The organism is Gemmatimonadota bacterium (assembly GCA_040882465.1).
Classification (GTDB): domain Bacteria; phylum Gemmatimonadota; class Gemmatimonadetes; order Longimicrobiales; family Gaopeijiaceae; genus JBBEBG01.
On sequence record JBBEBG010000034.1, the window covers coordinates 1 to 23,073 of the forward strand.

At 64.1% G+C, this 23,073-nt stretch carries 26 protein-coding genes; 10 read left to right on the forward strand and 16 right to left on the reverse strand.

Translation table 11 applies throughout. The features are described from left to right. Positions 1-1,646: 1,646 nt before the first annotated feature. The 3 genes from WEG36_12145 to WEG36_12155 are packed head-to-tail and all read right to left on the reverse strand — an operon-like array spanning position 1,647 to position 3,587. Complete coding sequence (locus WEG36_12145) at positions 1,647-1,787, reverse strand: hypothetical protein (protein MEX1258360.1); 141 nt, start codon at positions 1,785-1,787, stop codon at positions 1,647-1,649. Positions 1,788-1,805: 18 nt separating this feature from the next. Then, the gene (locus WEG36_12150; protein MEX1258361.1) at positions 1,806-3,422 is read right to left on the reverse strand and encodes a DNA methyltransferase; all 1,617 of its coding nucleotides are present in this window, start codon (positions 3,420-3,422) and stop codon (positions 1,806-1,808) included. A gap of 12 nt (positions 3,423-3,434) precedes the next feature. Continuing rightward, positions 3,435-3,587, reverse strand: a complete 153-nt coding sequence (locus tag WEG36_12155; GenBank protein ID MEX1258362.1) for a hypothetical protein — start codon at positions 3,585-3,587, stop codon at positions 3,435-3,437. 876 nt (positions 3,588-4,463) lie between these two features. Between WEG36_12155 and WEG36_12160 the strand changes: the two genes are divergently transcribed. Together WEG36_12160 and WEG36_12165 are read left to right on the forward strand one after the other, a co-directional pair. Continuing rightward, positions 4,464-5,126, forward strand: coding sequence for a hypothetical protein (locus WEG36_12160; GenBank protein MEX1258363.1), 663 nt, complete (start codon positions 4,464-4,466; stop codon positions 5,124-5,126). Positions 5,127-5,293: 167 nt separating this feature from the next. Next, positions 5,294-5,500 carry a hypothetical protein gene (locus WEG36_12165; GenBank protein ID MEX1258364.1) on the forward strand — a complete coding sequence of 69 codons (207 nt, stop codon included), beginning with the start codon at positions 5,294-5,296 and terminating at the stop codon, positions 5,498-5,500. 127 nt (positions 5,501-5,627) lie between these two features. On the opposite strand, the gene WEG36_12170 is transcribed toward WEG36_12165, so the two are convergent. The 3 genes from WEG36_12170 to WEG36_12180 form a co-directional block, all read right to left on the reverse strand. Next, positions 5,628-6,116, reverse strand: a complete 489-nt coding sequence (locus WEG36_12170) for a hypothetical protein (GenBank protein MEX1258365.1) — start codon at positions 6,114-6,116, stop codon at positions 5,628-5,630. Between the two features lie 5 nt (positions 6,117-6,121). Further along, positions 6,122-6,610: a hypothetical protein gene (locus WEG36_12175; GenBank protein MEX1258366.1), complete on the reverse strand. Its 489-nt coding sequence runs from the start codon at positions 6,608-6,610 to the stop codon at positions 6,122-6,124. A gap of 180 nt (positions 6,611-6,790) precedes the next feature. Continuing rightward, positions 6,791-7,036, reverse strand: coding sequence for a hypothetical protein (locus tag WEG36_12180; GenBank protein MEX1258367.1), 246 nt, complete (start codon positions 7,034-7,036; stop codon positions 6,791-6,793). 314 nt (positions 7,037-7,350) lie between these two features. Here WEG36_12180 and WEG36_12185 point away from each other — a divergent pair, with 314 nt between their 5' ends. The 5 genes from WEG36_12185 to WEG36_12205 all read left to right on the forward strand — a co-directional run bounded on the left by WEG36_12185 (position 7,351) and on the right by WEG36_12205 (position 10,355). Then, the gene (locus WEG36_12185; GenBank protein MEX1258368.1) at positions 7,351-8,091 is read left to right on the forward strand and encodes a hypothetical protein; all 741 of its coding nucleotides are present in this window, start codon (positions 7,351-7,353) and stop codon (positions 8,089-8,091) included. A gap of 210 nt (positions 8,092-8,301) precedes the next feature. Next, on the forward strand, positions 8,302-8,655 hold the full coding sequence (locus tag WEG36_12190; GenBank protein ID MEX1258369.1) for a hypothetical protein: 354 nt from the start codon (positions 8,302-8,304) through the stop codon (positions 8,653-8,655). Between the two features lie 290 nt (positions 8,656-8,945). Continuing rightward, positions 8,946-9,347, forward strand: coding sequence for a hypothetical protein (locus WEG36_12195; protein MEX1258370.1), 402 nt, complete (start codon positions 8,946-8,948; stop codon positions 9,345-9,347). A gap of 220 nt (positions 9,348-9,567) precedes the next feature. Then, on the forward strand, positions 9,568-9,696 hold the full coding sequence (locus WEG36_12200) for a hypothetical protein (GenBank protein ID MEX1258371.1): 129 nt from the start codon (positions 9,568-9,570) through the stop codon (positions 9,694-9,696). Further along, complete coding sequence (locus WEG36_12205; protein MEX1258372.1) at positions 9,693-10,355, forward strand: hypothetical protein; 663 nt, start codon at positions 9,693-9,695, stop codon at positions 10,353-10,355. The genes WEG36_12200 and WEG36_12205 overlap by 4 nt, the downstream gene beginning before the upstream one ends. Before the next feature lie 125 nt (positions 10,356-10,480). Here WEG36_12205 and WEG36_12210 read toward each other — a convergent pair whose 3' ends face one another. Together WEG36_12210 and WEG36_12215 are read right to left on the reverse strand one after the other, a co-directional pair. After that, entirely contained in the window at positions 10,481-11,470 is a 990-nt protein-coding gene (locus tag WEG36_12210) for a hypothetical protein (protein MEX1258373.1), read from the reverse strand. Between the two features lie 299 nt (positions 11,471-11,769). Further along, positions 11,770-12,099 carry a GYD domain-containing protein gene (locus WEG36_12215; GenBank protein MEX1258374.1) on the reverse strand — a complete coding sequence of 110 codons (330 nt, stop codon included), beginning with the start codon at positions 12,097-12,099 and terminating at the stop codon, positions 11,770-11,772. A 230-nt stretch (positions 12,100-12,329) separates the two neighbouring features. Between WEG36_12215 and WEG36_12220 the strand changes: the two genes are divergently transcribed. The 3 genes from WEG36_12220 to WEG36_12230 all read left to right on the forward strand — a co-directional run bounded on the left by WEG36_12220 (position 12,330) and on the right by WEG36_12230 (position 16,051). After that, on the forward strand, positions 12,330-14,495 hold the full coding sequence (locus WEG36_12220; GenBank protein ID MEX1258375.1) for a carboxypeptidase-like regulatory domain-containing protein: 2,166 nt from the start codon (positions 12,330-12,332) through the stop codon (positions 14,493-14,495). Positions 14,496-14,523: 28 nt separating this feature from the next. Then, entirely contained in the window at positions 14,524-15,096 is a 573-nt protein-coding gene (locus WEG36_12225; GenBank protein MEX1258376.1) for a pyroglutamyl-peptidase I, read from the forward strand. Between the two features lie 289 nt (positions 15,097-15,385). Further along, entirely contained in the window at positions 15,386-16,051 is a 666-nt protein-coding gene (locus WEG36_12230) for a hypothetical protein (GenBank protein MEX1258377.1), read from the forward strand. A gap of 97 nt (positions 16,052-16,148) precedes the next feature. Here the strand turns inward: WEG36_12230 and WEG36_12235 are convergent, their stop codons facing one another. The 8 genes from WEG36_12235 to WEG36_12270 are packed head-to-tail and all read right to left on the reverse strand — an operon-like array spanning position 16,149 to position 23,003. Then, a complete protein-coding gene (locus WEG36_12235; protein MEX1258378.1) occupies positions 16,149-16,832 on the reverse strand; it encodes a VTT domain-containing protein in 684 nt (227 codons plus the stop codon). Next, on the reverse strand, positions 16,799-17,470 hold the full coding sequence (locus WEG36_12240) for a protein-L-isoaspartate(D-aspartate) O-methyltransferase (GenBank protein ID MEX1258379.1): 672 nt from the start codon (positions 17,468-17,470) through the stop codon (positions 16,799-16,801). Before WEG36_12240 ends, WEG36_12235 begins: the two co-directional genes overlap by 34 nt. Beyond that, positions 17,467-18,219: a 5'/3'-nucleotidase SurE gene (gene surE / locus WEG36_12245; GenBank protein MEX1258380.1), complete on the reverse strand. Its 753-nt coding sequence runs from the start codon at positions 18,217-18,219 to the stop codon at positions 17,467-17,469. Before surE ends, WEG36_12240 begins: the two co-directional genes overlap by 4 nt. After that, positions 18,216-18,608: a MerR family transcriptional regulator gene (locus tag WEG36_12250; protein ID MEX1258381.1), complete on the reverse strand. Its 393-nt coding sequence runs from the start codon at positions 18,606-18,608 to the stop codon at positions 18,216-18,218. Before WEG36_12250 ends, surE begins: the two co-directional genes overlap by 4 nt. Before the next feature lie 51 nt (positions 18,609-18,659). Further along, complete coding sequence (locus tag WEG36_12255) at positions 18,660-19,685, reverse strand: NAD(P)H-dependent glycerol-3-phosphate dehydrogenase (protein MEX1258382.1); 1,026 nt, start codon at positions 19,683-19,685, stop codon at positions 18,660-18,662. Further along, positions 19,682-20,398: a glycerol-3-phosphate 1-O-acyltransferase PlsY gene (gene plsY / locus WEG36_12260; protein ID MEX1258383.1), complete on the reverse strand. Its 717-nt coding sequence runs from the start codon at positions 20,396-20,398 to the stop codon at positions 19,682-19,684. The genes WEG36_12255 and plsY overlap by 4 nt, the downstream gene beginning before the upstream one ends. Beyond that, on the reverse strand, positions 20,395-21,735 hold the full coding sequence (gene der, locus WEG36_12265) for a ribosome biogenesis GTPase Der (protein MEX1258384.1): 1,341 nt from the start codon (positions 21,733-21,735) through the stop codon (positions 20,395-20,397). The genes plsY and der overlap by 4 nt, the downstream gene beginning before the upstream one ends. Beyond that, positions 21,732-23,003, reverse strand: coding sequence for a DUF512 domain-containing protein (locus WEG36_12270; GenBank protein ID MEX1258385.1), 1,272 nt, complete (start codon positions 23,001-23,003; stop codon positions 21,732-21,734). Before WEG36_12270 ends, der begins: the two co-directional genes overlap by 4 nt. Positions 23,004-23,073: the final 70 nt, after the last annotated feature.

A 23,073-nucleotide genomic window follows, 5' to 3' on the forward strand; every position in this document is an offset into this window, starting at 1 on the left:
CAAAAGGGCTTCATCGAAAAGAGGCATCCCCGGCTCTTCCCAGGTTCCGCACTCTTTCCCCGCGGCGTGTTCGGATAACTCCGGTTCAGCGAGCCCAAGTTCGCTTCTCGACGATTGTAGCCGCTACGTGGAGAACGCCAGCGAACAACCGGAGTTGTAATCGGAACCCCGGAAGGCTAACTGAAGACCGAACGGCTCGAAGGGTGTTGGCACAAATTCCTCCCCGGCGTTGCACGCGCACCCGGCGGGCTGTCGGCACGTGAGATTCCTGTTGATGCAGGAGTTCCCACACGCTTTCCCCGTCGTGCACATCCGGCAGCAGGACCGCCTCGGTCCCGGTGACGGCGCCGGGGCTGTCTGAGGTACGGCGCGGGCGGGTGGCGCTGTTGTCGCACGGACGCATGCGAGCCCCTCAGTACGAATGTCCCGCAGCCTCACGTCTCCGATCCCGTTCACCCGCGTTAGTTGATCCACGGTCGCGAAGGGCGATTCGGCGCGAATGGCAATAATCTCTCGTGCCCGGACCGTATCAACGTGGACGATCAAACGAAGTTGATCGAATGAGGCGGTATTGAGGTCCACGCATTCCCGGGCCTGCTGGCCGTGAAGCCCGGCGGCACAGGCGAGGACGATTCCGGCGAGTAGGGCGGCTCTACGCATTCCCACACGCTACGAGGGTCTACGTTTCCGCGCCAGAAGAGGTTAGCCGAAGTGTGCGGCCGTCACTCTTAGCGTCACAGTAACTCATTGCCGTACAAATACTTGCGACCATCGCACTTCGGGTCGCATACTTCGCTGTACGCGAACCGGGCGGGGGGCCACCCTTGGAAGATGCGCCCCGCACCCGGCTCTTCCACAAGGCCGGAGCCTCATGGCGTCCTACGTTGGGCGCCGTACCCTCCGGCGTCAACGAGGAGAGCTTGCCATGTCACCCGTCACCCAACACCCCCGCCGCTGGAGCGCCACCCCACCGACTGCGCTACGGAGCCGCATCGGCCTCGGATTTCATAAGAGATTCGAGCGGTCCGAGCCAGAGCCGGAAGCCCCCGCCGCCCCCCCGATCATCCGTCCGCCGTTCGATAGCTACACATGGCCCCGCCTCGCGCTGAACCATTATGCGGAGGCGGGGAGAATCTCGCGTGAGTCAATCCCGCTCATCATGTCCACGGTCGCTATCGCGTTCGACTCCGAATCCGGATCGGTGTGCCCCCGATGGGGACCTTGCGTGGCCGACGCCCTCAACGCTTCGCCGTCAACCATACTTCGGAGGTTCGATCGCCTTGGGATCCCCACTCCGCGCAAGTGGGTGGCTTGGGGACGAATCGTGGTGGCGGCGGAAGTCATGGCGAGCGGAAGCACAGGGGAGCGTGCCGCGCGCGTAGCTGGCTATTCATCAGGCGACCCTCTTCGACATGCCGTGGCGGCTCAATTCGACTTCCCTCCTCGGTTCCGCATGATTCACCGGTTCCCCGATCCCGCTTGGCGATACGTCGCGGATAGCTGGATCCCCTGACACGCTCCCGCCCCGGTCGCCTTCGGGTGGCCGGGGCGAAGTACGCCGCATTGCAGGGCTTGCGGGCGGGGTACTGCTTGCCGTCGTTGCCTTCGACGGTCTCGGGCTCTTCCCGTTTCGTAGAATTACGAACTCACCCCCGGACGCCCCCCTCGGTGACCCCGAGCGCGTTTCCGATACGCACGTTCGTCCACCCCCACTCCCGGAGCTTCACCGCCGTCTCGCGCCTCAGTTCGCCGGACCACCGACGGCCGTTGCCTTTCAGGGCAATCATCCGCCCCCCGGTCGCCCGCTACGGCTCCTCCTCCAACTCAAGCTGAGGTTCGGCAACTTTTCTCGCCGCTTCGGGCGCCCGCTTGTAGGTCACGTTAGCTCCCCGCACGTCCGGCATGTCGATCCGCTTGCCCTGCAACAGCTCCGCGACCGTGAGAAGCTGGATTCGTGCGTGCTTGCCCCAGGGGGACTCGTAGAAGTCAGCCGAAGCCGCCTCCTTTCGCATAGGATCGGTTGGCTCTTGGAAACTCACGAGCACTCCGATTGCTGCCCCCTCCCGATCCACCACTCCTCTGAGGTCCCGTACATGGGCCGGACCGGTCTTCCCTGCCTTCACGGAGATGATGACCTGTTTCGTCTTCCCCTTGGCCCCCTCGTCGTGGAAGTAGAGGCGGCCGTCGATCCCCCGATCAGCGCCCTTCTTCTCCTCATGAGGCCGTGCGCCCACCAGACCGAGAGCCCAGAATTGAAACTGGTACGGATCATCTTTAGCGAGTTGTTCGGCATCCGGAACGCTGACCGGCTCGCCCACCACATCGTAGCTCATGGCAATCTCTGGCCCGAACGAGTCTTGCAGCCGGTGGCGAATGAGGTTGATCGCAAGGTGCGTGATGTCGATCCCGATCCAGCGACGCCCCAGTTTCTGGGCTGATGCGACTGCGGTCCCGCACCCACAGAAGGGATCGAGGACTACGTCTTCTGGGTTGCTGCTGGCTTCGATGATTCGATCAAGGAGGGCTTCGGGCTTCTGGGTGGGATACCCGAGCCTCTCGCCGTGCCAAGACCGAAGGGCTTGAATGTCAGCCCAGACATCTTGGGCCGGAAGTCCTGGCATTTCATCGAGGTAGCGCTTGATTCGCGGAAATCCGTTCCGCGTGTAGTAGACTCGCCCTTCTGCATCGAGCGCCACCATGCGAGCCTCGGGAACCCGCCAGATTCGAGTTACGCCCTTCCACTCGTATTCGTATCCTCCGCCCTGAAGTCCGGCCGCACTTAAGTCTCCGGACATAAAGCGCCGTCCGTCCTCATCTTCATAGCGGTAGTATTGCTCGACGTACTCCGCCTCATATGGTTGGTACGTCTCATTCCATGTCGGGTCCGGCCCCGCGACGTAGTAGAGGATAGCATCATGCACGCGACCGTATCGGGTCGCATCGGAGTGGCCACTCGTGCGCTTCCAGATGATCTCGTTACGGAAGGACGCGGGTCCAAAGACTGCATCCATGAGAAGCTTCAGGTAGTGACTCGCCGTCGGGTCGCAATGGAGGTAGATCGAGGCGGTCGGCTTCATGGCACGGCGGAGCGCAACAAGCCTCGGGGCCATCATGGAGAGGTACGCGAGCATATCACTCTCCTCCAGGATCGTCCGGAACGCCTGGAGGGTCCGCGACACCTCACCACCCAACTCGACTGTCTCAGCATAGGCGAGGGCCGAAGCCTCGTTCCATTCCCACGTGTCTTCGAACGCCCGGATCTGCGCCGGAGCGGGCTGCCCCTCTTTGTGCCCGAACAGAATGTTGTAGTCCTGATTCGAGTTGAACGGCGGATCGAGGTACACGAGGTCCACCGACGCATCCGGGATATGCCGCCGGAGCACGTCGAGGTTATCCCCGTAGTAGAGCTTGTTTTCCGCCATTGCACCCTCGTCTTACCGGATCGGCGCGTCGGGGTCCATCTTGGCCAAGAAGTCCTCGAGCCGCCAGGGACGTTCAGTTACTCCCGCCGCCATGGGCGGGATCGTCTTGATGTCTTCGTTGGCCTTCGCGAGAGTTCCGTGCGGCGTGCAGAAGTAGTACGCCATGCACGACCCCACCCATCTACCTCGTCGCGCTGAGCGGGGCGCGTTGCGTTCCTCTTCTTTGATGAACTGGGCGAGCCAGCCTGAGACCGCCGACTGGATGCCCCGGAGGACTCCTGCGATTTTGCAATGCGGTCAGCCCTTTTCCCGAAGTTTTGCCGCCCTCTCGTGTTCCTGTTCGCGGGACCACTGACAGCGGTTGCCGTCGCTACGGGCGACGTCGTATCATGCGCTTGCCTGACCGTCGCTCGTAATCTGAAATGTGCGCCAATCCGGGAGCACGCCCCCATGCTCTTCGTGGACTGAATGACTAGACGTGCAGCCTTCGGACTCCTCGCCGCGCTCCTACTTCTGGCGAGTCTCTGGACCGCTTTCATGTTCCGGTACGAAATGGAGTGCGGAGGGGGCGGGCCAGGCACAATTACCTGCGTTCGATTGGACCACTGGACAGGACGAATGCTCGGGCGATAGGGCCCGAACGCTAGGTGCACAAGAGAGTAGAGAGTCTTGAAGGTGCCCGCGTGTGCGCCCCTAGGAATGCCGATTGACGAACGGTAGGGAGGAGGTCCTCGCGAAGCTCGCCCGGGAGAAGTGCCCGGAGATCAAGAAGGTAGCCGAGCTGGAGCGGTAACGGAAAATGCCCATGCGTCATTGTGAATGTGGATACGAGCTCCAAGTCGATCGAGTCATTCAACGAAACCGGATGCCGCCGCCGGTGTGCCTTTACCAGACGCACCCGCGCCTGTCCCATGTGCGGAAGCACTGGTATGCACCAGCTGATTCTTGGCGGCGGACTGAGTTGTTGCGAATGCGCGAAGCATTGGAAGGTTGGGAAGGAGCCGGGGGAATAAAGGTGAAACTCACGGTGCGTTGCCCAACATGACCTCGACCGTTGCCGTGCTTCAGGTCCCTCTTGTCGATTCTCTTCTAATCGCCATCGAGGCGCGACAGGCCGTTGAGCATGCCTACCGGAGCGACCTCCTGGCAGTGGTGCTCTGGAGCCTCGCAACTGCCGTCGGAATCGTGATTCTACTGGTGTCGGTGGGCTGGCTCGTGAACATTCGGATTTACAAGAATGACTTGAACACGATGAGGGGCGAGTTGGACGCGGGCCTCCGGGCGGATTTCGACAGAGACCTGAAAAAGTTAACGCAAGCCATTCAGGGCCAGGTTGAAGAAATCATGCGGCAGAATCAAGCGCTGTTCGAGGCCAAGGCCGCCGAGCTCGCGACGATGGTCCACGGCGATCGCTACTCCAGGTTCATTCAGGTTGCCCGAGACCACTGGCACGAGGGGAACGTTGGCGCTGCGATTGTTGCGTGTTCGCTCGCCCTGGGAACGGCCCTCGACTCGGGTGTGTCCTATTTGGTTGGAGAGTCCTTGGGGCTCATGGTGGAAATACTTGAGACGAAGGAGGCGCTCAGTCACTCCGAAAGGGACCGGCTTGAGAAACATCTACAGCGGGTACCAAACGAGAACGCCCTCCTTCGCGATCGTGCACTCCGAGCACTGGCCGAAGGCCCGATCAGGCCGAGCCCGTGACCTCCTTCCGATCCAGGTGCCGGCTATCAAGGAACGCAAGGGCCGGAGTGACCGATTCGGACGCCGGATGTTCGCACGCGAACTCGAGCGCGGAGTTGAGGGAGGAGGCGGGAGAGTGAGCGAACGGTCGCTGATTCCGCGCTGATCGTAGGGCGGTATCGTGGTGCATGGGCTTCCTCGTTCTCCCCGACGACGTGTTGCGCCTGGACGTGGACGGCGAGGCTGTCACCTTCTGGACATGGGACACCCCGGCGCTTCTCGCACGCGGTAGGGGCGACGTGGTGCCGCTGGACCCGTTCCCACGATACGACCGAGCGCGGCACTTACCCAAGGAAGAGTTGCGCGAACTGTGGCGGGCGAAGCGGGAGCCGTGACAGGGCGAAGGGCTGCCGTGGAGGGCCGAAGGCCCGGAGCCGGCACACGCGCAGTTAGGCGCCGTGTGAATTCTAGGTTCCTGCCCGAAACTCCGTCAATGCATTGTGCCGGCGCTGAGCTCGACATCTACTCCACAATAATGGGGGCTTCGCCCTCGAAGTCCCTCCGCAGGGCAAGGATCAGATCTTCTCCCTTGCTTCGATCAATTTGTAGCTCGTCTTGCACACGCTCCTCTAACCTATCCACCAAGTAGCTGATGTACCGACCGGCTTCTGCGTCAGTCAGATCCTTAATCGCCCGTTTCTGCACACTCTCGATCTCTCCGAGAAGCCGCGCCGCAACGAGCTGCGCCTCCATCGCTCTTACCTGCACGAGCTGAGCTTCGGCGAGCTGCATTTGCAGCAACGACTCCACTTCGGCAGCACTCCTTATCGCAGCACTGAGCCTTGTTGCTTCGCGCTGTGTCTCCTCAAGAACGCGAATCTGCTCTTCAAGGTCCCCACGGGCGCCTATCTCGTATACAGGGAACCGATTCCGCTCAAACAGCTTCAGCGTGGCGTCATACACGGCCTTGACCGTGGTGTCGAGTGCCAGGGCGTTCAGAACGTCAAACATGCGATTCAGACTCCAAGCTCTAGAACGTCGAACGAAGCCCGAGGTAGATTCTCGATTATATACTCCAGCGAGAGCGGATGAGCTCGATCGGGAACTGGGACTTTCTTGATCACCACCGCCACTGGCGCGAAGGGAATCACGAAGAGCAGGGGCCGGAAATCTCGGACCTGTGATGCCCCGATGATCGCGGCGATGTCCTTCTCGTCGTCCGCGGTGATCTTTCCTTCCCCTCGTCTTGCCGTGGCACCTCGCAGAATGCCGCCCTTGTTTCGCTTGATGCCGTCGCTGTGCAAATCACCCCGAGCGACCTCACCCGCCAGCGAATGATAAATCTCGCAGGGGCTACAGGTGGGCGGGATGTTCAAGTGGGGCGCGGCTGTTCGTCCGTCGAATACCGGGCCGCACCATGCGTAGTGCGTGCCGCCGTAGAAGCGTTCCGCGATGGCCCACGCGAGCCATGTGTTGGTTGAGTACAGCACGAGCGGATCATTCATGGCGTGACAAATTCAAACGTACCTTGCATTCCGTCGCTTCAACAGCGGAGGCCGACCCCTGCATAGTTTTCGTGAGGTAGCGCTTCACATGGCGCCTTGTCGGATTCCCGAACCCTCGTTCGGCGATGCTACACTGTATCGGGTCAACCTACACCCTCGTATTCGCAGGCGCGACACGGCCTACCGTACCGCCATCCCCACGAGCTCGCCTAGCTCCCCGTCCGTCAGCTTCCACGGCGCCCGATGACTCTCTCCGAGTCGGACCTCCAAGGTCCGGCCCGTCTCCGATACCGCCCGCGCCTTAGCCGACAGGTGCCAGGGCGTGCCGTCTCTGTCCCTCCACACGAATGCCCCTGCCTTCGCGGCCCCGAAGTAGAAGCCGACGGTGCCCTCGGGAATCGCGTGGACGTGGCGAACGCCTCGCACGAGGACCTATAGGGCTCCCCATGCCGTCCTTCGGGTCTCAAGTGAAGACGAGGAGCGCCCCTGGCTCGAAGCGCTCCGAGGCGTCGAGGTAGAGGCTCCCGGCACGGCCGGAGGGGTCCTTCCATGTTCTGAGGGCTGGCACAACGGCTCTGCGGATCTTCGGGAGTCCTACGGGACCCCCGAACGTGCATCGCATCGATTCCGTCTACAAGGCCGGGTAGGTATGGCGAAGCAACGGGTTCGCTCGTAGTCTCGAATACGAAACGAATCACGTCCCCCTGGGGCCGGAATGGGAGGGGCCGCCGATGCGCGCAATGCTGACCGTCGTCGGGCTTGTCCTTCTTGGTGGGTGCGTCCCGCCAGAGGAGTCTGAGAGCGGGGAGGAGCAGGTTGAATCCACGGAGACAAGCGCAGAAGACCTGTTCGCTGTCCTTCGCCAGAGTCAAGAACTCCCAGGGCTGGAGTGGCGTGCCGTCGCAATGGCTGAGGAATTGATCGCCCGTTTTTCGGGTACGCCATTGGGTGATTCTGCGTCGGCCATGATCGCCGACCTCAGGGCGAGGGAGGCCGCCGCAGCCCAGGCGGAGGAAGAGGCGCGCGAGGCCGAAAGATTGGCCGCCAAATGGTCGTACTCGGTGTCTCAAGACCCCATGACATCCCGGGAGACGCGCACGGCGACCATTAGCTCCGAGAACACTGTCAATTTCGCGTTTCCGTACCAAGGCGAGCAGCGGGGCACGCTTACCTTGCGTGACCATCCAACCTTCGGCCGGGATATAATCTTTCGGATTGAGCGAGGACAGCTTCTCTGCACGTCTTACAGTGGTTGCCGCGTGCGGATTCGGTTCGACGAAGGCGCGGCCCAGTCCTGGGAGGCGGTCGGGCCCTCTGACAACTCATCGGAGTCGCTGTTCATGCGGAACTATGACGGATTTTTGCCGCGATTGAGGGAAGCCGATGTCGTGCTCGTCCAAGCGGAGGCTTACCAGGAGGGTTCGCCAATCTTCGAGTTCCGGGTCGGAGGATTCGACTTCAACAGGTATTCCGGTCGGTGAACTTCCAAGAACGCTACTGCGGGGCACCCGGGATGTTGAGAGGGAAAGTGGTGCGATGACTTCGCCCGACGATAGGAGGCTACCACCGATCACGGGTGCCGGAGTGGATGAGATACCACCCTTTCGCCCCGGCGGCATCGCGGACGCCATCGAGTGTCGCGGCGGGGAGTTGGCCCGGCTGGCGGAACGACTTCGAAAGGAGGCTCGGAAATGAAATTCGAGGATCCGAAGATTGGAGCCGTAGAACCGCACGACTCTTTTGTGACTGGTGCTATCGACCCCGACTCTGGCGAATGCACCGTGTTTCTGCGGTGGACCTCCACACCGGCCTCCCATTGGTGCGCTCTGCTTGAGTCCACGGCCAAAGACTGGGAGGGGATCGAACAGGTAATTGATAACGGACTTGTGCTATGCACCACCCTGGAAGGGCTGGCAGGAGACGTTGAGCGGATCGCCGAACTACTGCGAGAGTTCAACAACGAGTTTAGGGAGTCGAACGCCGAGATATTCCAGACCAGGAAGCGGTTGGATGACGCCATCGGGGAACTGCAACTTCCGATGTAGGGCTCTGCCCACCCTGGGGAGCCGCTGTTGGAAGGGCGGACGCCTCCTGACGGCGCTGGAGCCAGGGGCAGGCGGGACGACCGGGAAATGGTCCCACCGTCGGGGCAATTTCCCCCTACGCCGCCGCTCTCGAATCTTCCGGCCTCTCGAGTCAAGACGCCTCCCGCTGGCAGAAGGTCGCGAAGTTCGGGGAGGAGGAGATGGAGGCGCGCAAGGCGCAATGCCGGGAGGATGGTGCTCCCATAGCGAGAGCGTAGTTACGAGCACTCGCCGGGCGGAGGAATAGCGAAATGAGACGACTGATCGCGGGATTGGCGGTGGCGCTCACCGGGTGCGCTCCCGGCGAATCGGACGAGGATCGGATCGCCGCGCTTCGGTCCGAACAGTCGGCGATTGGCGCAGAGATTGAGCGCCTGACGGCTGATCGGGCGAGGCTGTTCCGTGATGAGGATATCGCGATGTTCTCCCGACAACTCGATTCGCTCAACGCCCGCATGATTCGTGGCACAGACTTCGACGCTATTGACCGCGAACTCGATGCGCTCGCCGCTCGCCGTGATTCGGTCCTGGCCCTGGTGGACGCGCCTGAGAATCAGGCGGTGATCCGGGCACTCGGAGACTCCTTGACCGCGCTCCGGGACCAGCTGGCCTTCATGGACCGCGAGGTCCGGCGAATCCTGGACACGCCCTAACGATGGCCGCAATCCGAGGAAACCCGGTCAATTGGGAGCATGCACTGAGTCGAGATAAGGGCATTTGCCCATGAGATTCCACGAACCCTTCAGTACCCGATCCGGTGAAGCGACCTACCGGACCTTCGACGGCTCCGACGTGGCCGGAATCCGCATTGCGCTCGTGTGCGGCTCATAGCTTCTAAGCGACGTGACGGACCGAGGAACGTGGGCGATCAGGATGGAGGAGGACGGTGCGTTCCTCGTTGCTGAGACGCAGCCGGGGGAAAGCATGGAATTCGGGCGGTACTGGAGGCTCGAGGAGGCGCTGGGGAAGCTCGCCGCGGCGGCTGGACGGAAGGGGGAATGACGCCACCGTACCAACTGCGTCGATACACACATGTTAGTGCCCTTCGAAGCATCTTCGCAGATCAGCGGATGCGCCTGGGACGGTTCAAGGACTGGGAGGACAAGAACGACTCCCACTACGTCGAAGCGTACCGACGCGAAGGCAACTTCACTGATGTTCGAATCCTGTGTCTCTCCGCAGCTGAGGAAGACTTCCATCACTGGAGATCCTTCGCGTTCTCGCCGGACGGCGTACTCATCGTCTTCAATGGAACCGAGCTGCACAATGCGCTGTTGCGTGCGCCGCGCCTCGTTGCGCACGGCCCCATGGAATACCACTGGTGGACGGGGGGGCTCAAGCGACTCAAGCGTCTGAAGCCCGACGAGCCCCCCCTCCTCGGAGGAAGGATTCGCCCCGACCGGCTTCCGTTTGTGAAGCGGAAACACTTCCAGGGCGAGCGGGAGTATCGCTATGTCTTTGGGTTCACAGACAGCTCAAAGCAGGAGCGCAATGTGGATGTCCCGACCGCCTCAATCGCGAGAGTTTGGCTGAGTCCGTGGTCAAAGGCGAGCAGTCTGCACGCAATCAGGCGAATGCCTGGGGCCAATTCAATTCAAATCAACCGTTCCAAACTCCTCAACAACAAAGAATGGAGGGCGCTCGCGGACCGATCAGGATGAAGGCACGCCGCTTATGGCTGACGGCGATCGTGCGGCGTGGGATTACTGAGCCGCCCACCGTTGGAGAGTGCGCCGATCGGCTCTCGCCCGACTGCGTGACCGCGGCGCTCGTTCTCACTCGCGCCTTAGGCCGGCGGAGGCAACTCCCGATCGCTTCCAGATGTGGCCTCGGGGGAGATTGCCGGGCCACTCGTTTGGATGTCGGAGGGAACGTCCATGGTTGCTTCGAGCGCTCCTCCGTCGGGCGGCTCGGATACGCGATCAATTCCGGGGGCTCCGTATCCCCAGTGCTTCTGAATCAGCAGGTGATTGGTCCTGCAATTCTTACACGAGAACTCAAGGCCAACTTCCAGCTTTCGGTTCTCGATGGGCATCAATGTGCCGCAACTCAAGCAGTCGAAGGCTGTCGCGTCGAGGTGGAAAACCATGTCTTCGGGCGCAACGTCTGAGGGGGGGTTCTCCGGCACCTCGACGACATGCATCGCTCCACAGTGAATGCACCTCGCTCGCTTCGAGAGGATCGCAGCAAATTGATCGACGACCGAAAACTTCTCGCAGGCCTCGCACGGGTAGTTGACTGAGATCGTGAGGCCGCTCGACTGGGCAGAGCGGACACGAGGCCCAATCTCGGAAAAGAAACCCTCGAGCGTGTCTCGAAGCTTTCCCTGCCATCGAAGGATCCAGGCGTGGTCCTGCTGGCGCTTCACGGTCGGAACGTGGAGATAGCTCGCGAGGCGTTGATAGTAGTGGTCAAGGGTCTCGACTTTCAGGGTCAGGTGGTCTACCTGGGTCGTCGGGCCGATTGCATTCCCCTCTCCGTCTGTGGGCGTGAATCGCATTCGAATGTCGGAGTCCGAGCCGGGCTCGATCTCGCGAAGTGCACGGAGGACGACCTCGGGCTGCCAAGTACCGGAGTCGGCTCCAAGGAGGTCGGGCGCGAGCCTCTTCTCGTACATTCTGAGCTTGTCGTATGCGAATGCTTCCAGGCAGAGGCGCGCTTCGAGCGCGGCGTATCGCAAGGACTGAGGATCGCCACGCTCGAACAGTTCCTTCGCTCGCCGAAAGGCGCTCAGGCGATCGTATCGGAGCCGCTCCTCCTGCGAATTTGGGGGCATGGTCCCATTCGTCTGTGCGGTGATCCCTCGTGGATCAGGTGCTCGAACGCGAGAGGGAATCTAACTGTGCCAAAAACTGGTGCGACGCGCACCGATTCCCTGCCCTACCACCTGACGCTCGATTCAGGATTCCCAACGGGTCCCGACGCTGGCCAACGGCGGATTTCCCCTTAGGAGGCAGCCGCTCTATCCTCTGAGCTACGGGGACGGAATCGAAAGAAGAAGATAATGCCTCAGCGCCGGTCGTTGCGGCGTCCTACCGCATCTCATCCCGCGAATCGGTCCCCGCGCGTCAGTCCCTATTTCCCCGGTTTTCCCGGCGCGCGGTAGCTGACGCTCTTCTTCGCGGCCTTGTCGATCTCTTCCGGTGAGAGGAGGACCGTGGTCCTCGCCCTTACCGCTCCGCTCGCGTTGACGGCGAGGGCCACCGCAGCGGCCTCGACGCCCGACGGCACCTCCACGATCACCGCGAAGTCATCCTTTCCAAAGGTGAAGTAGAAGGCTTCGACCTTTCCTCCGAGGCCTTTCGTGACCTTCTCGATGGCCTTGCGACGTTTGGAGCCGCCTTCCTTTCGGAGGCCTTCGACTCCCTTTTCCGTGTACGAACCCTGAAAGAGATACTTGGCCATGTCTCATCTCCGCGGTGAGCGTCAGCCGCCCCGGGGCCCATCGAAATGGGGGGGGTAGCCTCGACGCAAGGTTACGCGTCGCCGATAGGGAAAGCCAGAGAATCAGCCATGGGTCAGGTGTCTGCCGGAACTGGTCGCCTATCCGGCGAGTGTCCACCACGATATTTTGACCTCCCCGCGCTAGGCCACGGGACGACGATCACGATCGCCGCACTTCCGGGGAGGCAAGGATGAGACCGAACCGAATCGGCAGGACCACCAGGCTCCGCGGGATTTTGGGCTTGACGGCGACCGCCATCGCGGCCACCGGCTGCGAGCTCCCGAACGGGGTCGTCGCGATTGACGACGACGACATCGGCGGAGTGGTCACGAGCTCGAGCGGACCCGAGGCCGGTGTCTGGGTGATCGCCCAGACGGCCGATCTCCCGACGCCTTTCGTCCGCATCGTCGTGACGGACGACGACGGGCGCTATCTCGTACCCGACCTTCCGGATGCGACCTACGACGTCTGGGTCCGCGGCTACGGCCTCGTGGATTCCGCGCCGGTGCGCGGCACGCCGGGGCGCGAGCTCATGCTCGCCGCGACCGTGGCTCCCGATCCGCATGCGGCCGCGCAGATCTACCCGGCGGGTTCCTGGTTCTCGCTCCTTCGCGTTCCCTCCGCCGACGAGTTTCCCGGAACCGGCCCCGACGGGAATGGGATCTCGCCGAACATGCAGAACCAGGCCCAGTGGCTTCGGCTCCTCAAGTCGGGAGGATGCCAGGCCTGTCATCAGTTGGGGAACCGCGCGACCCGGGAGATCCCCACCGCGCTCGGCTCCTTTCCCTCCACCGTCGCCGCGTGGGAGCGCCGCATCCAGTCGGGTCAGGCCGGCGCTCAGATGAATGCGAGCCTCGGACAGTTCGGACGTGAGCGAGTGCTCCAGGAGTTCGCGGACTGGACGGACCGAATCGCGGCGGGAGAAGTCCCCCCTGCCCCGCCCCGGCCGGCCGGAGTCGAGCGGAACGTGGTCATCACGCTCTGGGACTGGGCGGATCCGACGGCGTACCTGCACGATGTCGTCTCGACGGACCGGCGAGACCCGACGGTCAACGCCTATGGTCCGGTGTACGGGGCCCCCGAGCTCAGCGTGGACTACATCCCGGTCCTCGACCCGGCCACCCACACGGCGTCGGTTATCCCCCTGGAGCCGCGAGACCCGGAGACGCCGGCTCCGTCTTCGGCCATGATGCAGCCTTCTCCGTACAATGGAGACCAGCCCTTCTGGGTGAGCCGGCTCAACGTGCATAATCCGATGTTGGACGCCGAGGGGCGCGTGTGGCTCACCGCCCGGATCCGGCCGTCGGCGAATCCTCCGGTCTGCCAGGAGGGGTCGGATCATCCCTCGGCACAGGCCTTCCCGGTGGGAAATGCCGGACGCCACCTCGCCGTCTACGATCCCGAGACGGCGGCGCTCACCCACGTCGGCACCTGCTTCGGCACGCACCACCTGATGTTCGCCGAAGACGATCGCAACACCCTCTGGACGAGTGGCGGCGGCCAGGTCGTCGGATGGCTCGACACGGAGCTCTTCCTGGAGACAGGGGATGAGGAGGCCGCGCAGGGATGGACGCCTCTGGTCCTCGACACGAACGGAAACGGGGTCCGGGACGATTACACGGAGCCGAACGAGGAGCCCGATCCGGCACTCGACCGCCGAATCGCCTCCGGCTTCTATGCCGTGTCGCCGGCGCCGGATGGATCCATCTGGGCCACTTCGCTCGGTTTTCCGGGCGCCGTCCTGCGACTCGCCCCGGGCGAGAATCCGAGCGAGACCGCGCTCGTCGAGATCTTCCAACCCCCACTGGATGAAGGCGGAGTGCCCATCGAAGGGTATTCCCCGCGCGGAGGGGATGTGGACCGCAACGGCGTCTTTTGGGCGGCGATGGCGAGTGGGCACCTGGCCAGCTTCGACCGTTCGAAATGTGCCGGACCCCTGAATGGGCCCGAGGCCACCGGTCAGCACTGCCCCGAGGGATGGACCTTCTACGCCGAACCGCTCCCGCAACTTCAGGGAGTGGACGGCTCGGGAAGCGCGGAGGCGAGCTACTACACCTGGGTGGATCAGCGGAACACGCTCGGACTTGGCGAGAACGTCCCGATCAACACGGGCAACCAGTCGGAGGGGCTTCTCGCGCTCCGCGACGGCGAATGGGTCGTGCTGCGCGTTCCATACCCCCTCGGGTTCTTCACGAAGTGGATGGACGGGCGGATCGACGATCCGGACGCCGGATGGAAGGGACGCGGGATCTGGGCGACCGTGAGCACTCGAGCTCCCTTCCATATGGAGACGGGAGCCGGAACAACGAGTAAGGTCGCTCACTTCCAGATGCGTCCGGACCCCCTGGCCCGCTGAGCGGAAGGCACTCGCGGGGCCGTTCCGCATGTCGACCCGAGCCGGCCCTTCAATCGTCGCCGCCTTCGAACCGTTCGGCGGGCGGACCCGGAATCGATCGTGGGAAGCGGTGCGGCGCCTCGAGCTTACACCGGGCGTCGAGCGCGTCCTCCTCCCGGTGGACTTCGTCCGGCTCCGCAAGGTGATCCCGAAGCTCGCCGCCAGGATTCCGAGCGCGCTCCTTCTGGTCGGTGAAGTGCCCTCGGGCCCGCTCCGCGTCGAGGGAGTGGCGCTGAACGTCCTCCATTCCGACCGCCCGGACAACGCGGGGAGCGTTGTGGCGGACGTCCCGATCGTGCCGGGCGCTCCCCTGGCCCTCCGCGTCCGCTGGAATCCGGGTGAAGTGACCCGAGCCCTGACCGCGGAAGGAATTCCAGCCGTCCCCTCCTTTCACGCGGGGACTTACGCCTGCAACGCCGCCCTCTATCTGGCCCTTCACCACCTTCCCGCATCCTCGCGTGTCGGCTTCCTGCATCTCCCCCGGCGGGGTGGTCCACCGGGAACCGGCCTTCCCCGTCTCGTGCGTGCCGTCGAGCTCGTATTCGCCGTACTCACCAGCTAGTTGGTGTTTCCCATTATCTATGCAATGCCCGAATTACGTTTTCATGGTATTCGTGATGTGGCTTCCGGAAATGTGTCGAATACACTTGATATAAACACGCGTATCGCGTGTATTTATAGAGCCTTACGCATATCAGTGAAGCGAGGGCACAGCCGATGCACCTCAGGGGTCCAGTGCCGGACCGGTCCCCTCCCACATCGGGAGAACGGCCATCCGGATCATGGACCTGAGGGAAGGCGCCTTGAACGGCCGCCCCGGTCCCAGAAAGGGAGATGGAGCGATGATGCGGATGCGACGAAGCCGAACGGTCGGCGTGGCGATCCTCCTCGCGGCGATTGCGGGGTGCGATGTCGGGCCGACGGACCCGGGAGAGGTGAGCTTGGCCGTCCCGGGCTCCGATGTGGGTGGCGGTTCTACGGGCTCGATGGCCGCCGTGCCGCCGGACCTCGCGGTCTCGGACCTCGAGGAGGGCGTAAATCTCGAGCAGGCGGCAAGGCGCTGGATCGGCCATGCCCAGCGACTCTTCGATCGGGCGTCGGAGTTGGCAGGCCCGAATCCCGAGCCACCGATCTCTGCATGGTTGCAAGCGGCGGAACAGCTGCTCGACCAAGCGAAGGAATCATACGCGGCCGGGCACTTCCCGGCGGCCATCGCGCAGGCCCAGGCTTCGGCACAGAAGTCCCAGGACGTGATCGAGGCACTCTCGGGCGATCGGACCAACCTCGAGGATCGCGCCGCCCAGGCGATCCAGCATGCGGAAGCCCTCTATCTGGAGGCCGTGGATCTGGCCGGTCCCAACCCGGAGCGTCGGGTGCGGACCGCGCTCGGAAAGGCCCAGGATCTTCTGGAGGCGGCCGTGCGCGCATTCGAGGCGGAGGAGTATCAGCAGGCGATCCGGCACGCGCTGGACTCTGCCCACATCTCGCAGACGGTGATCCGCTACCTCACTTCCTGACCCATGAGGCGAGTGGAGGCGGGGCAAGGGCCCGGCGGCCGAACGCTCGGACGCCGGGCCCGATGCTTTGGCACGGCGCTTCTTCACCAGGGACCGCTCAGAGAAATCGGGCGATGACGACGAACCCGAGAACGAGCAGAATGCCGAAAACGAGGGTGAGGACGTTGAAGTACCGATCGATGAAGCGGCTCACCGGGGCGCCGAACTTCCAGAGAAGCGCGGCCACGGCGAAGAAACGGAGGCCTCGGCTGAGTACGCTAGCGACGACGAAGACGGGAAACGAGACGGAGAAGACACCCGCGGAAAGGGTGATGACCTTGTACGGAATCGGCGTCAGCCCCGCGAGGAAGACGGCGAAGAAGTCGTACCGATCGTAAAAGCCCTGTACGCGGTCGAAAGATTCGGGAGTCACTCCCGGAACCCAGCTGAAGAAGAAATCTCCGAGCATGCTCCAGGCCCCCCAGCCGATGAGATATCCCGCGACGCCTCCCGCCACCGACGCCGCGGTGGCCCAGGCCGCGAAGGAGAAAGCGCGGCGCGGTGCCCCCAGGGCGAGCGCCATGAGGAGCGGGTCCGGCGGGATGGGGAAAAAGGAGGCCTCGGCGAAGCAGAGCGCGACGAGGGCGACGCGGCCGTACCGCGTGTTCGCCCACCCGAGGACCCAGTCATACAGGCGGCGGAGAAATCCCGGGAGCGGGACGTCCGGTTGCGCGATCGGCTGGGGTGGGTCGCCCCCCGGGGCGGAGGTCACGTCGCGGCCGGCCCCGTCGGATCGTTCCATCCCTGTTTGCCCAGGAGTGGGACAAAGGTGCAGGCATCCCGGACGACCTCCTCGACGATCTCTCCCTCGATCTTGCGCAGGAGCCGGAGCTCCTGCGACTCCCGTGAGCCCACGGGGATGAGGAAGCGGCCTCCCTCGGCGAGTTGATCGAGGAGCGCGGGGGGGACAGCGGGCGACGCGGCCGAAACAAGAACGACGTCGTAGGGCGCGTACTTTCGCCATCCGATGGAACCGTCTCCGACGAGGAGGGCCGCGTTCCGGATGCTCAGGACGTCGAGGGCCTGCCGTGCCCGCACGGAAAGCTCGCGAACCCGCTCGACCGAATAGACGCGATTCGACATGAGGGCGAGGAGGGCCGTGAGGAAGCCGCTTCCGGTCCCGATCTCGAGGACTTTTTCTTCCGGCGTCGGGCGCAGGATCTGAAGGTAATGCGCCTGGAGCGATGGCTGGGACGCGGTCTGGCCGTACCCGATCGGAATCGGAGCGTCTTCGTACGCGCGGGGACGCACGCCTTCGGGGAGGAAGAGATGGCGCGGAACGCGATCGAAAAGCTGGAGGAGCTCCAGATCTTCGATTCCCTTCGCGCGAATCTCTTCGATCAGCCGGCGCCGGTACCCGACGTACTGCAGATCGCTCAAAGCTCCAGGTTCCACCCTCGAAATTCCTCCAGGAGGCGATAGTTCGTGAGGTCGAGGTGGAGAGGCGTGACCGAGATGAAGCCGTCGTCCACGGCCTTGAAATCGGATTCCTGGTTCCCCTTCCACTGGGGAGCCCCCCCTCCGATCCAGAAGTATTCCTTTCCCGACGGGTCCATCGCCCGCGTGAGAGACTCCGAGTAGCGCCTCTCTCCGAGGGAGGTGATGCGGACCCCACGCACGTCGTCGGGATGGACCGCGGGAAGGTTCACGTTCAGGAGGGTCGAGCCGGGAAAAGCCGCCTTTCGCGCGAAGAAGAGGGCGAGGAGCGCCGAGAGCATCTCCTCCCAGGCGGCGATGGATTCGAAGTCCGGACCGGTATAAGAAATCGCCAGCGCCGGTACGCCGAGGACGGTCGCCTCCATCGCGGCGGCAACGGTCCCCGAGTATAGGACATCCTCTCCCATGTTGGATCCGTGGTTGACGCCGGAGAGGCAGAAATCGGGACGCTGGTCCATGAGGGCATTCACGGCGAGGATGACGCAGTCGGTCGGCGTCCCGTCCACCACGAGGGTGCCGTCCGAAGCTCGCCGGCTTCGCAGGGGATGGTGCAAGGTGAGGGAGTGGCTCGTCGCGCTCTGCTCCCGGTCCGGCGCGACCACCGTCACCTCGCCGAGGGATCGAGCGGCGGAGGCGAGCACCTGGAGTCCGGTGGCCATGAATCCATCGTCGTTCGTGCAGAGAATCTTCATCCCTTTCCGGTTCCCCCCGACCCCTTCATCCCACGGGACTCCGGCCCTTTGCCGGGGAGCGTCAAGATCTCGCGCAGCCGGTGCAACTCGTTCCGGATCCCCGAGAGGAGCTCTGGCTCGACCGCCTCTCGGCGTTCCTCGGGGAGGTCGCCTCCACGCCGCATCTCGCGGATCCTCCGGTCGGCACCTTCGATCGTGTACTTCTCGTCGTAGAGAAGTTTCTTCACGAGGAGGATCAGCTCGACTTCCTTCGGGCGATACACGCGGTTGCCCGCGCGGTTCTTCGAGGGCTGAAGCGCCTGGAACTGCGTCTCCCAATACCGGAGAACGTGGGGCTTGAGTCCCGTGAGCTCGCAGACTTCCCCGATGGAATAATAGGCCTTTTTCATCAGTGGCTCGTTCACATCGCCCTCCATCGGTACGGAAGCCGCCCGGAACGATCAGGTCTCGGGCTTGGGCTCCCTGAGCATGAGCTCCTGCACAGCCTCCCTCGGCGGTTTTCCCTCTTCCAGGATCGCGTACACCTGATCCACGATGGGCATCTCGACGCCGCGCTCCCGCGCGAGTGCGTGTACGGCAACGGTCGTAGACACCCCTTCCGCGACGGAGCGCATGTCGCCGAGGATCTCCGAGATGCGTTCTCCCCGACCGAGCCGAATCCCGACGGTGCGGTTGCGGGACAATCCGCCGGTGCAGGTGAGGACGAGATCACCGAGACCCGCGAGCCCGTAGATCGTGGCGGGCTGCCCGCCCAGCGCCGTGGCGAGTCGGGCGATCTCGGCGAGCCCGCGGGTGATGAGGGCGGCCTCGGTGTTGTGGCCGAACTCGAGCCCGGCGCATACGCCCGCCGCGAGCGCGATCACGTTTTTTACCGCCCCCCCCACTTCGACCCCGATGAGGTCCGCATTCGTGTACACCCGAAACGTCTCGGACCCAAAAACCTTCTGGACGGTGAGGCGAGCCTCCTCGGACCGGCTCGCCGCGACCACGGCGGTCGGGCTGCCCCGCGCCACCTCCACGGCGAAGGAGGGGCCCGAAAGCGCGACGAGGTTCTCGGCGGACCGGGCCGGAAGGAACTCGGCGAGAACCTCGTGCATGCAGCGAAGCGTCGTGGTCTCGATTCCCTTCGAGGCACTCACCACGAGGGCGCCGGGTGCCAGGTGTGCGGCCGCCTTCCGCATGACATCGTCCACGTGTTGCGCGGGGCTTACCGAGACGACGACTTGGGCGTCGGGGACGACTTCCTCGAGGCGGCGCGAAACGTGGATCGCCCGCGGAATTTTCACGCCGGGGAGGTAGGCGCGATTTTCCCCGTCCTCCCGAATGGTCCGGACGACGTCGTCCTCGTAGCTCCAGAGGGAGACTCGGTGCCCGTTCGTGTGAAGGAGGTGGGCGAGTGCGGTGCCCCAACTTCCGGCGCCGACCACCGCGGCCCGAACGCCGCCGGGGAGGAGCGATCCACTCATCGAGTGCCTCCCGGGCCGCTGACCACCGCTCCGCCGGAGCCGGGGAGCGGCTTCCCGCCAGGGGCACCGGCGGCCCCCGGACCCCCGTCGTCCCGTGGGGGCGACCCGCCTCTCCGGCGCCCGAAACGGCGCTCATCCCCCCGCAGGAGGCGCCGAATGTTCGAGCGGTGTGCCCCGATGACGAAGAGCGCCAACGCGATGGCGAAGACGAGGGCGCTCCTCCCTCCGGGGTGCGGAGTGAAGAGCATCGCGATGGGAAGGGTCACGGCCGCGAGAATTGAGCCGAGCGAGACGTATCCGGTGAGGAGAACCGCGCCGACCCAGACGCCAAGGGCAACCAGGACGGCCCAGGGGGCGAGCGCGACGAATACCCCCGCGCTGGTCGCGACTCCCTTCCCTCCCCGGAGTCTCACCCAGAACGAAAAGACATGGCCGAGGATCGCGGCGGCCCCATACCCGAGCGTCCACCCGAAGGAGGCCTCGGGTGCGAATCGCGGGAAAAGTGCGACGGGGGCCCAACCCTTCAGAAGGTCCACCAGCATCACGGGGACGGCCGCCCGCGCGCCGAGGGCTCTGTACGCATTGGTGGCCCCGAGATTCCCACTTCCGACCTTTCTCAGGTCCAGCCCGTAAAAGGCCTGGCCGACCCAATACGAAGTCGGGGTGGCCCCGAGGAGGTAGGCAAGCGCCACCAGTAGCAGCGGAACTGTCATGTGCGCCGTCCCTTCCCTGGATCGGACCCACGAATGCGAATGCGGATCGGGACGCCCCGGAACCCCCACGCCGCACGAAAACCGTTCTGCAGATAACGAAGGTAGTGTCCTGGAATCTCCTCGGGGAGATTGCAGAAAAGGACGAACGTGGGTGGCTTCGTATCCGCCTGCGTTCCGTACCGGAGTTTCACCGCGTGCCCTCGACCGGCATGGGGGGGCGGCTGGCGCTGGACGAGTCCAGCGAGCACCTCGTTCACTTCGTGGGTCGCAATTCTTCGGACGCGCGCTTCCGCGACCTCGAGAAGTAGGTCGAGGCTCTTCCTCACCCTCTGCCCCGAAAGTGCGGAGAGGAAGAGCATCGGGACCTCCGCGAGAAAAGGGGCTCGGAGGGCAAGGGCCTTCTCGAAATTGGGCGCGGTCATGTGGTCCTTTTCTACGAGGTCCCACTTGTTTACGCCGAGCACGACCCCGCACCCCGCATCCCACGCCGCTTCCGCGATTCGGAGGTCCTGGTGATGGACCCCCTCGGTCGCATCCACGAGGAGGAGACAGACGTCCGCCTCTCGGATCACCTTTTCCGTTCGGAGGGCCGAGTAGTACTCGACGGACTCCCGCACGCGGGCTTGGCGCCGGAGGCCGGCCGTATCCACGAAGACGATGCGCTTCCCGTGGTACGTCAGTACGGAGTCCACGGGGTCGCGCGTCGTGCCGGGGACCTCGCTCACGATGACGCGCTCCTCGCCCAAGAGCGCGTTGACGAAAGACGATTTTCCGACGTTCGGCCTCCCGATGACCGCGACGCGGAGGTCGGATTCGGGAGGCGGGCCGGTTACTTCCGGGAGGGCGGCGACCACTCGGTCCAGAAGGTCTCCGGACCCCTTCCCTGAAATCGCGCTGACGGGTACGGGCTCGCCGAGACCGAGCCTCCAGAAGTCGTGGTGGGCGATCTCTCCCGGAAGATTGTCCATCTTGTTCGCCGCGAGGAGGAGCGGGCGCCCTGAGGGTCGGACGAGGTCGGCGAGGCGTTCGTCGAGGGGGTGCACCCCCTCCTTCCCGTCCACGATGAAGAGGATCAGGTCGGCTTCGCCGATGGCCGCCAGCACCTGGCTTTTCACCGAGCGGTCGAGGGGCTCGTCGCTCCCTTCGATCACCCCCCCCGTATCCACGATGAAGAAGCTGCGGCCCGCCCACTCGGCGGGCGCGAAATTCCGGTCCCGGGTGACCCCCGGGCGATCGTCCACGATCGCCGCGCGGTGGCCGAGCACCCGGTTGAAGAGCGTGGACTTCCCCACGTTCGGGCGACCCACCACGGCGACGACCGGGAGCCGCTCGGTCACAGCGACCGCAAGGTGTCCGTGATCTCGAATCCGGCGAGGACACGCGCGGGTGCGAGCCCCTCGCGAAGGCTCGCCAGGGAAAACGAGTCCACGAAGAGCTCGTCCTGATTCAGCGCTTCGGCCGGGATCAGGATCAGGTCTCGCTCCGATGGATCCGGCACGGCGGAGAGAAGATCCTCCCCCGCGAGGAGACCGGCGACCGTGACCGGGGCTCCGTAAAAGCGGTTTTCGACTTCGATGACCTCCACGTCGGCCCGTATGGCGGCCGCGAGACGCGAGGCCCGCTGGCGGAAGAACGGTGCCATCGAGGCGCCGGTGAGGAGACGGACGCGGCACCCGGGGAGCCGGGGAAGGCCCGCGACTCCTCGATCGAAGCCGTCGAGAAAGAGGCGAAGCGCCCCGACGCCATTTTCCGCCAGGGAGAGGTCGTCGTAATACGAGGCCGGAGGGAGCTCTCGCCCGGCACGGAGAAAAAGCTCGTCCGCGGCGTAACACCATCCGTACCCGCGCTCGTTCAGCGCCGTCTGTCTGGCCTTCCCCACCTGGTCCAACGCCGTGGCGGCCTCCTCAGGTGTGAGATGCCTCACGGGGCGGTTCAGGTTGTACTTCGTGAGCCCCACGGGGACCACGGAGAGGGTGCGCACTCCCCGACCCAGCGAAGCCAGGTCCTGGATCGTTCGGTCGAGATGGGGCCCGTCGTTCCACTCGGGACAGAGGACGATCTGGGTGTGAACTTCGAGCCCGCGGTCGGTGAGAAAACGGAGGTGGTCCATGATGAGACCCGCCCGCTCGTTCTTGAGAAGCCGGATCCGGACCTCGGGATCCGTCGCGTGCACGCTGACGTACAAGGGGGATAGCCGCTGGTCGGCAAGGCGCTGGAGCCCTTTCGGGCCCAGGTTCGTCAGCGTAACGTAACTGCCGTAGGTGAAGGAAAGGCGAAAGTCGTCGTCGCGAACCCAGAGGCTGGGTCGAACTCCTTGAGGGTTGCCGTCGATGAAGCAGAAGACACACTCGTTCGCGCACTCGCGGATCTTGTCCGGCTCGGGCACGATCCCCAGCGGCTCGCCCGGCTCCCGCAGGATCTCGAGGAGGGTGCGCGCCCCTTCGGGCCCGACCGTCTCGATCTCGAGTTCGGTGTCCGAGAGGAGGAAGGTCAGGTCGATCCCGTCACGGACGCGTTCGCCGTTGATCCGGATGATCCGACTTCCCACCTGGAGCTCGAGCTCCTCGGCGATGCTCCCCGACTCGATCTGTGCGATGCGGACCAACGGTGACGCCTCCGGGCGAACGCGCCTCAGCCCCCGGCGGGGGCAGCTCCGCACCTCAAGGTGAAGCGCC

Excerpts from the sequence above, each read along its gene's own strand:
- WEG36_12235 (MEX1258378.1), bottom strand. The coding sequence starts at position 16,832 with ATGGAACGATCCGACGGGGCCGGCCGCGACGTGACCTCCGCCCCGGGG.
- WEG36_12220 (MEX1258375.1), top strand. The coding sequence starts at position 12,330 with ATGAGACCGAACCGAATCGGCAGGACCACCAGGCTCCGCGGGATTTTG.
- WEG36_12215 (MEX1258374.1), bottom strand. The coding sequence starts at position 12,099 with ATGGCCAAGTATCTCTTTCAGGGTTCGTACACGGAAAAGGGAGTCGAA.
- plsY (MEX1258383.1), bottom strand. The coding sequence starts at position 20,398 with ATGACAGTTCCGCTGCTACTGGTGGCGCTTGCCTACCTCCTCGGGGCC.
- WEG36_12165 (MEX1258364.1), top strand. The coding sequence starts at position 5,294 with ATGGGCTTCCTCGTTCTCCCCGACGACGTGTTGCGCCTGGACGTGGAC.
- WEG36_12155 (MEX1258362.1), bottom strand. The coding sequence starts at position 3,587 with ATGGCGTACTACTTCTGCACGCCGCACGGAACTCTCGCGAAGGCCAAC.
- WEG36_12145 (MEX1258360.1), bottom strand. The coding sequence starts at position 1,787 with ATGATTGCCCTGAAAGGCAACGGCCGTCGGTGGTCCGGCGAACTGAGG.
- WEG36_12225 (MEX1258376.1), top strand. The coding sequence starts at position 14,524 with ATGTCGACCCGAGCCGGCCCTTCAATCGTCGCCGCCTTCGAACCGTTC.
- WEG36_12255 (MEX1258382.1), bottom strand. The coding sequence starts at position 19,685 with ATGAGTGGATCGCTCCTCCCCGGCGGCGTTCGGGCCGCGGTGGTCGGC.
- WEG36_12190 (MEX1258369.1), top strand. The coding sequence starts at position 8,302 with ATGAAATTCGAGGATCCGAAGATTGGAGCCGTAGAACCGCACGACTCT.
- WEG36_12150 (MEX1258361.1), bottom strand. The coding sequence starts at position 3,422 with ATGGCGGAAAACAAGCTCTACTACGGGGATAACCTCGACGTGCTCCGG.
- WEG36_12160 (MEX1258363.1), top strand. The coding sequence starts at position 4,464 with ATGACCTCGACCGTTGCCGTGCTTCAGGTCCCTCTTGTCGATTCTCTT.
- WEG36_12175 (MEX1258366.1), bottom strand. The coding sequence starts at position 6,610 with ATGAATGATCCGCTCGTGCTGTACTCAACCAACACATGGCTCGCGTGG.
- surE (MEX1258380.1), bottom strand. The coding sequence starts at position 18,219 with ATGAAGATTCTCTGCACGAACGACGATGGATTCATGGCCACCGGACTC.
- WEG36_12170 (MEX1258365.1), bottom strand. The coding sequence starts at position 6,116 with ATGTTTGACGTTCTGAACGCCCTGGCACTCGACACCACGGTCAAGGCC.
- WEG36_12210 (MEX1258373.1), bottom strand. The coding sequence starts at position 11,470 with ATGCCCCCAAATTCGCAGGAGGAGCGGCTCCGATACGATCGCCTGAGC.
- WEG36_12185 (MEX1258368.1), top strand. The coding sequence starts at position 7,351 with ATGCTGACCGTCGTCGGGCTTGTCCTTCTTGGTGGGTGCGTCCCGCCA.
- WEG36_12230 (MEX1258377.1), top strand. The coding sequence starts at position 15,386 with ATGCGACGAAGCCGAACGGTCGGCGTGGCGATCCTCCTCGCGGCGATT.
- WEG36_12200 (MEX1258371.1), top strand. The coding sequence starts at position 9,568 with ATGGAGGAGGACGGTGCGTTCCTCGTTGCTGAGACGCAGCCGGGGGAA.
- WEG36_12195 (MEX1258370.1), top strand. The coding sequence starts at position 8,946 with ATGAGACGACTGATCGCGGGATTGGCGGTGGCGCTCACCGGGTGCGCT.
- WEG36_12205 (MEX1258372.1), top strand. The coding sequence starts at position 9,693 with ATGACGCCACCGTACCAACTGCGTCGATACACACATGTTAGTGCCCTT.
- WEG36_12250 (MEX1258381.1), bottom strand. The coding sequence starts at position 18,608 with ATGAAAAAGGCCTATTATTCCATCGGGGAAGTCTGCGAGCTCACGGGA.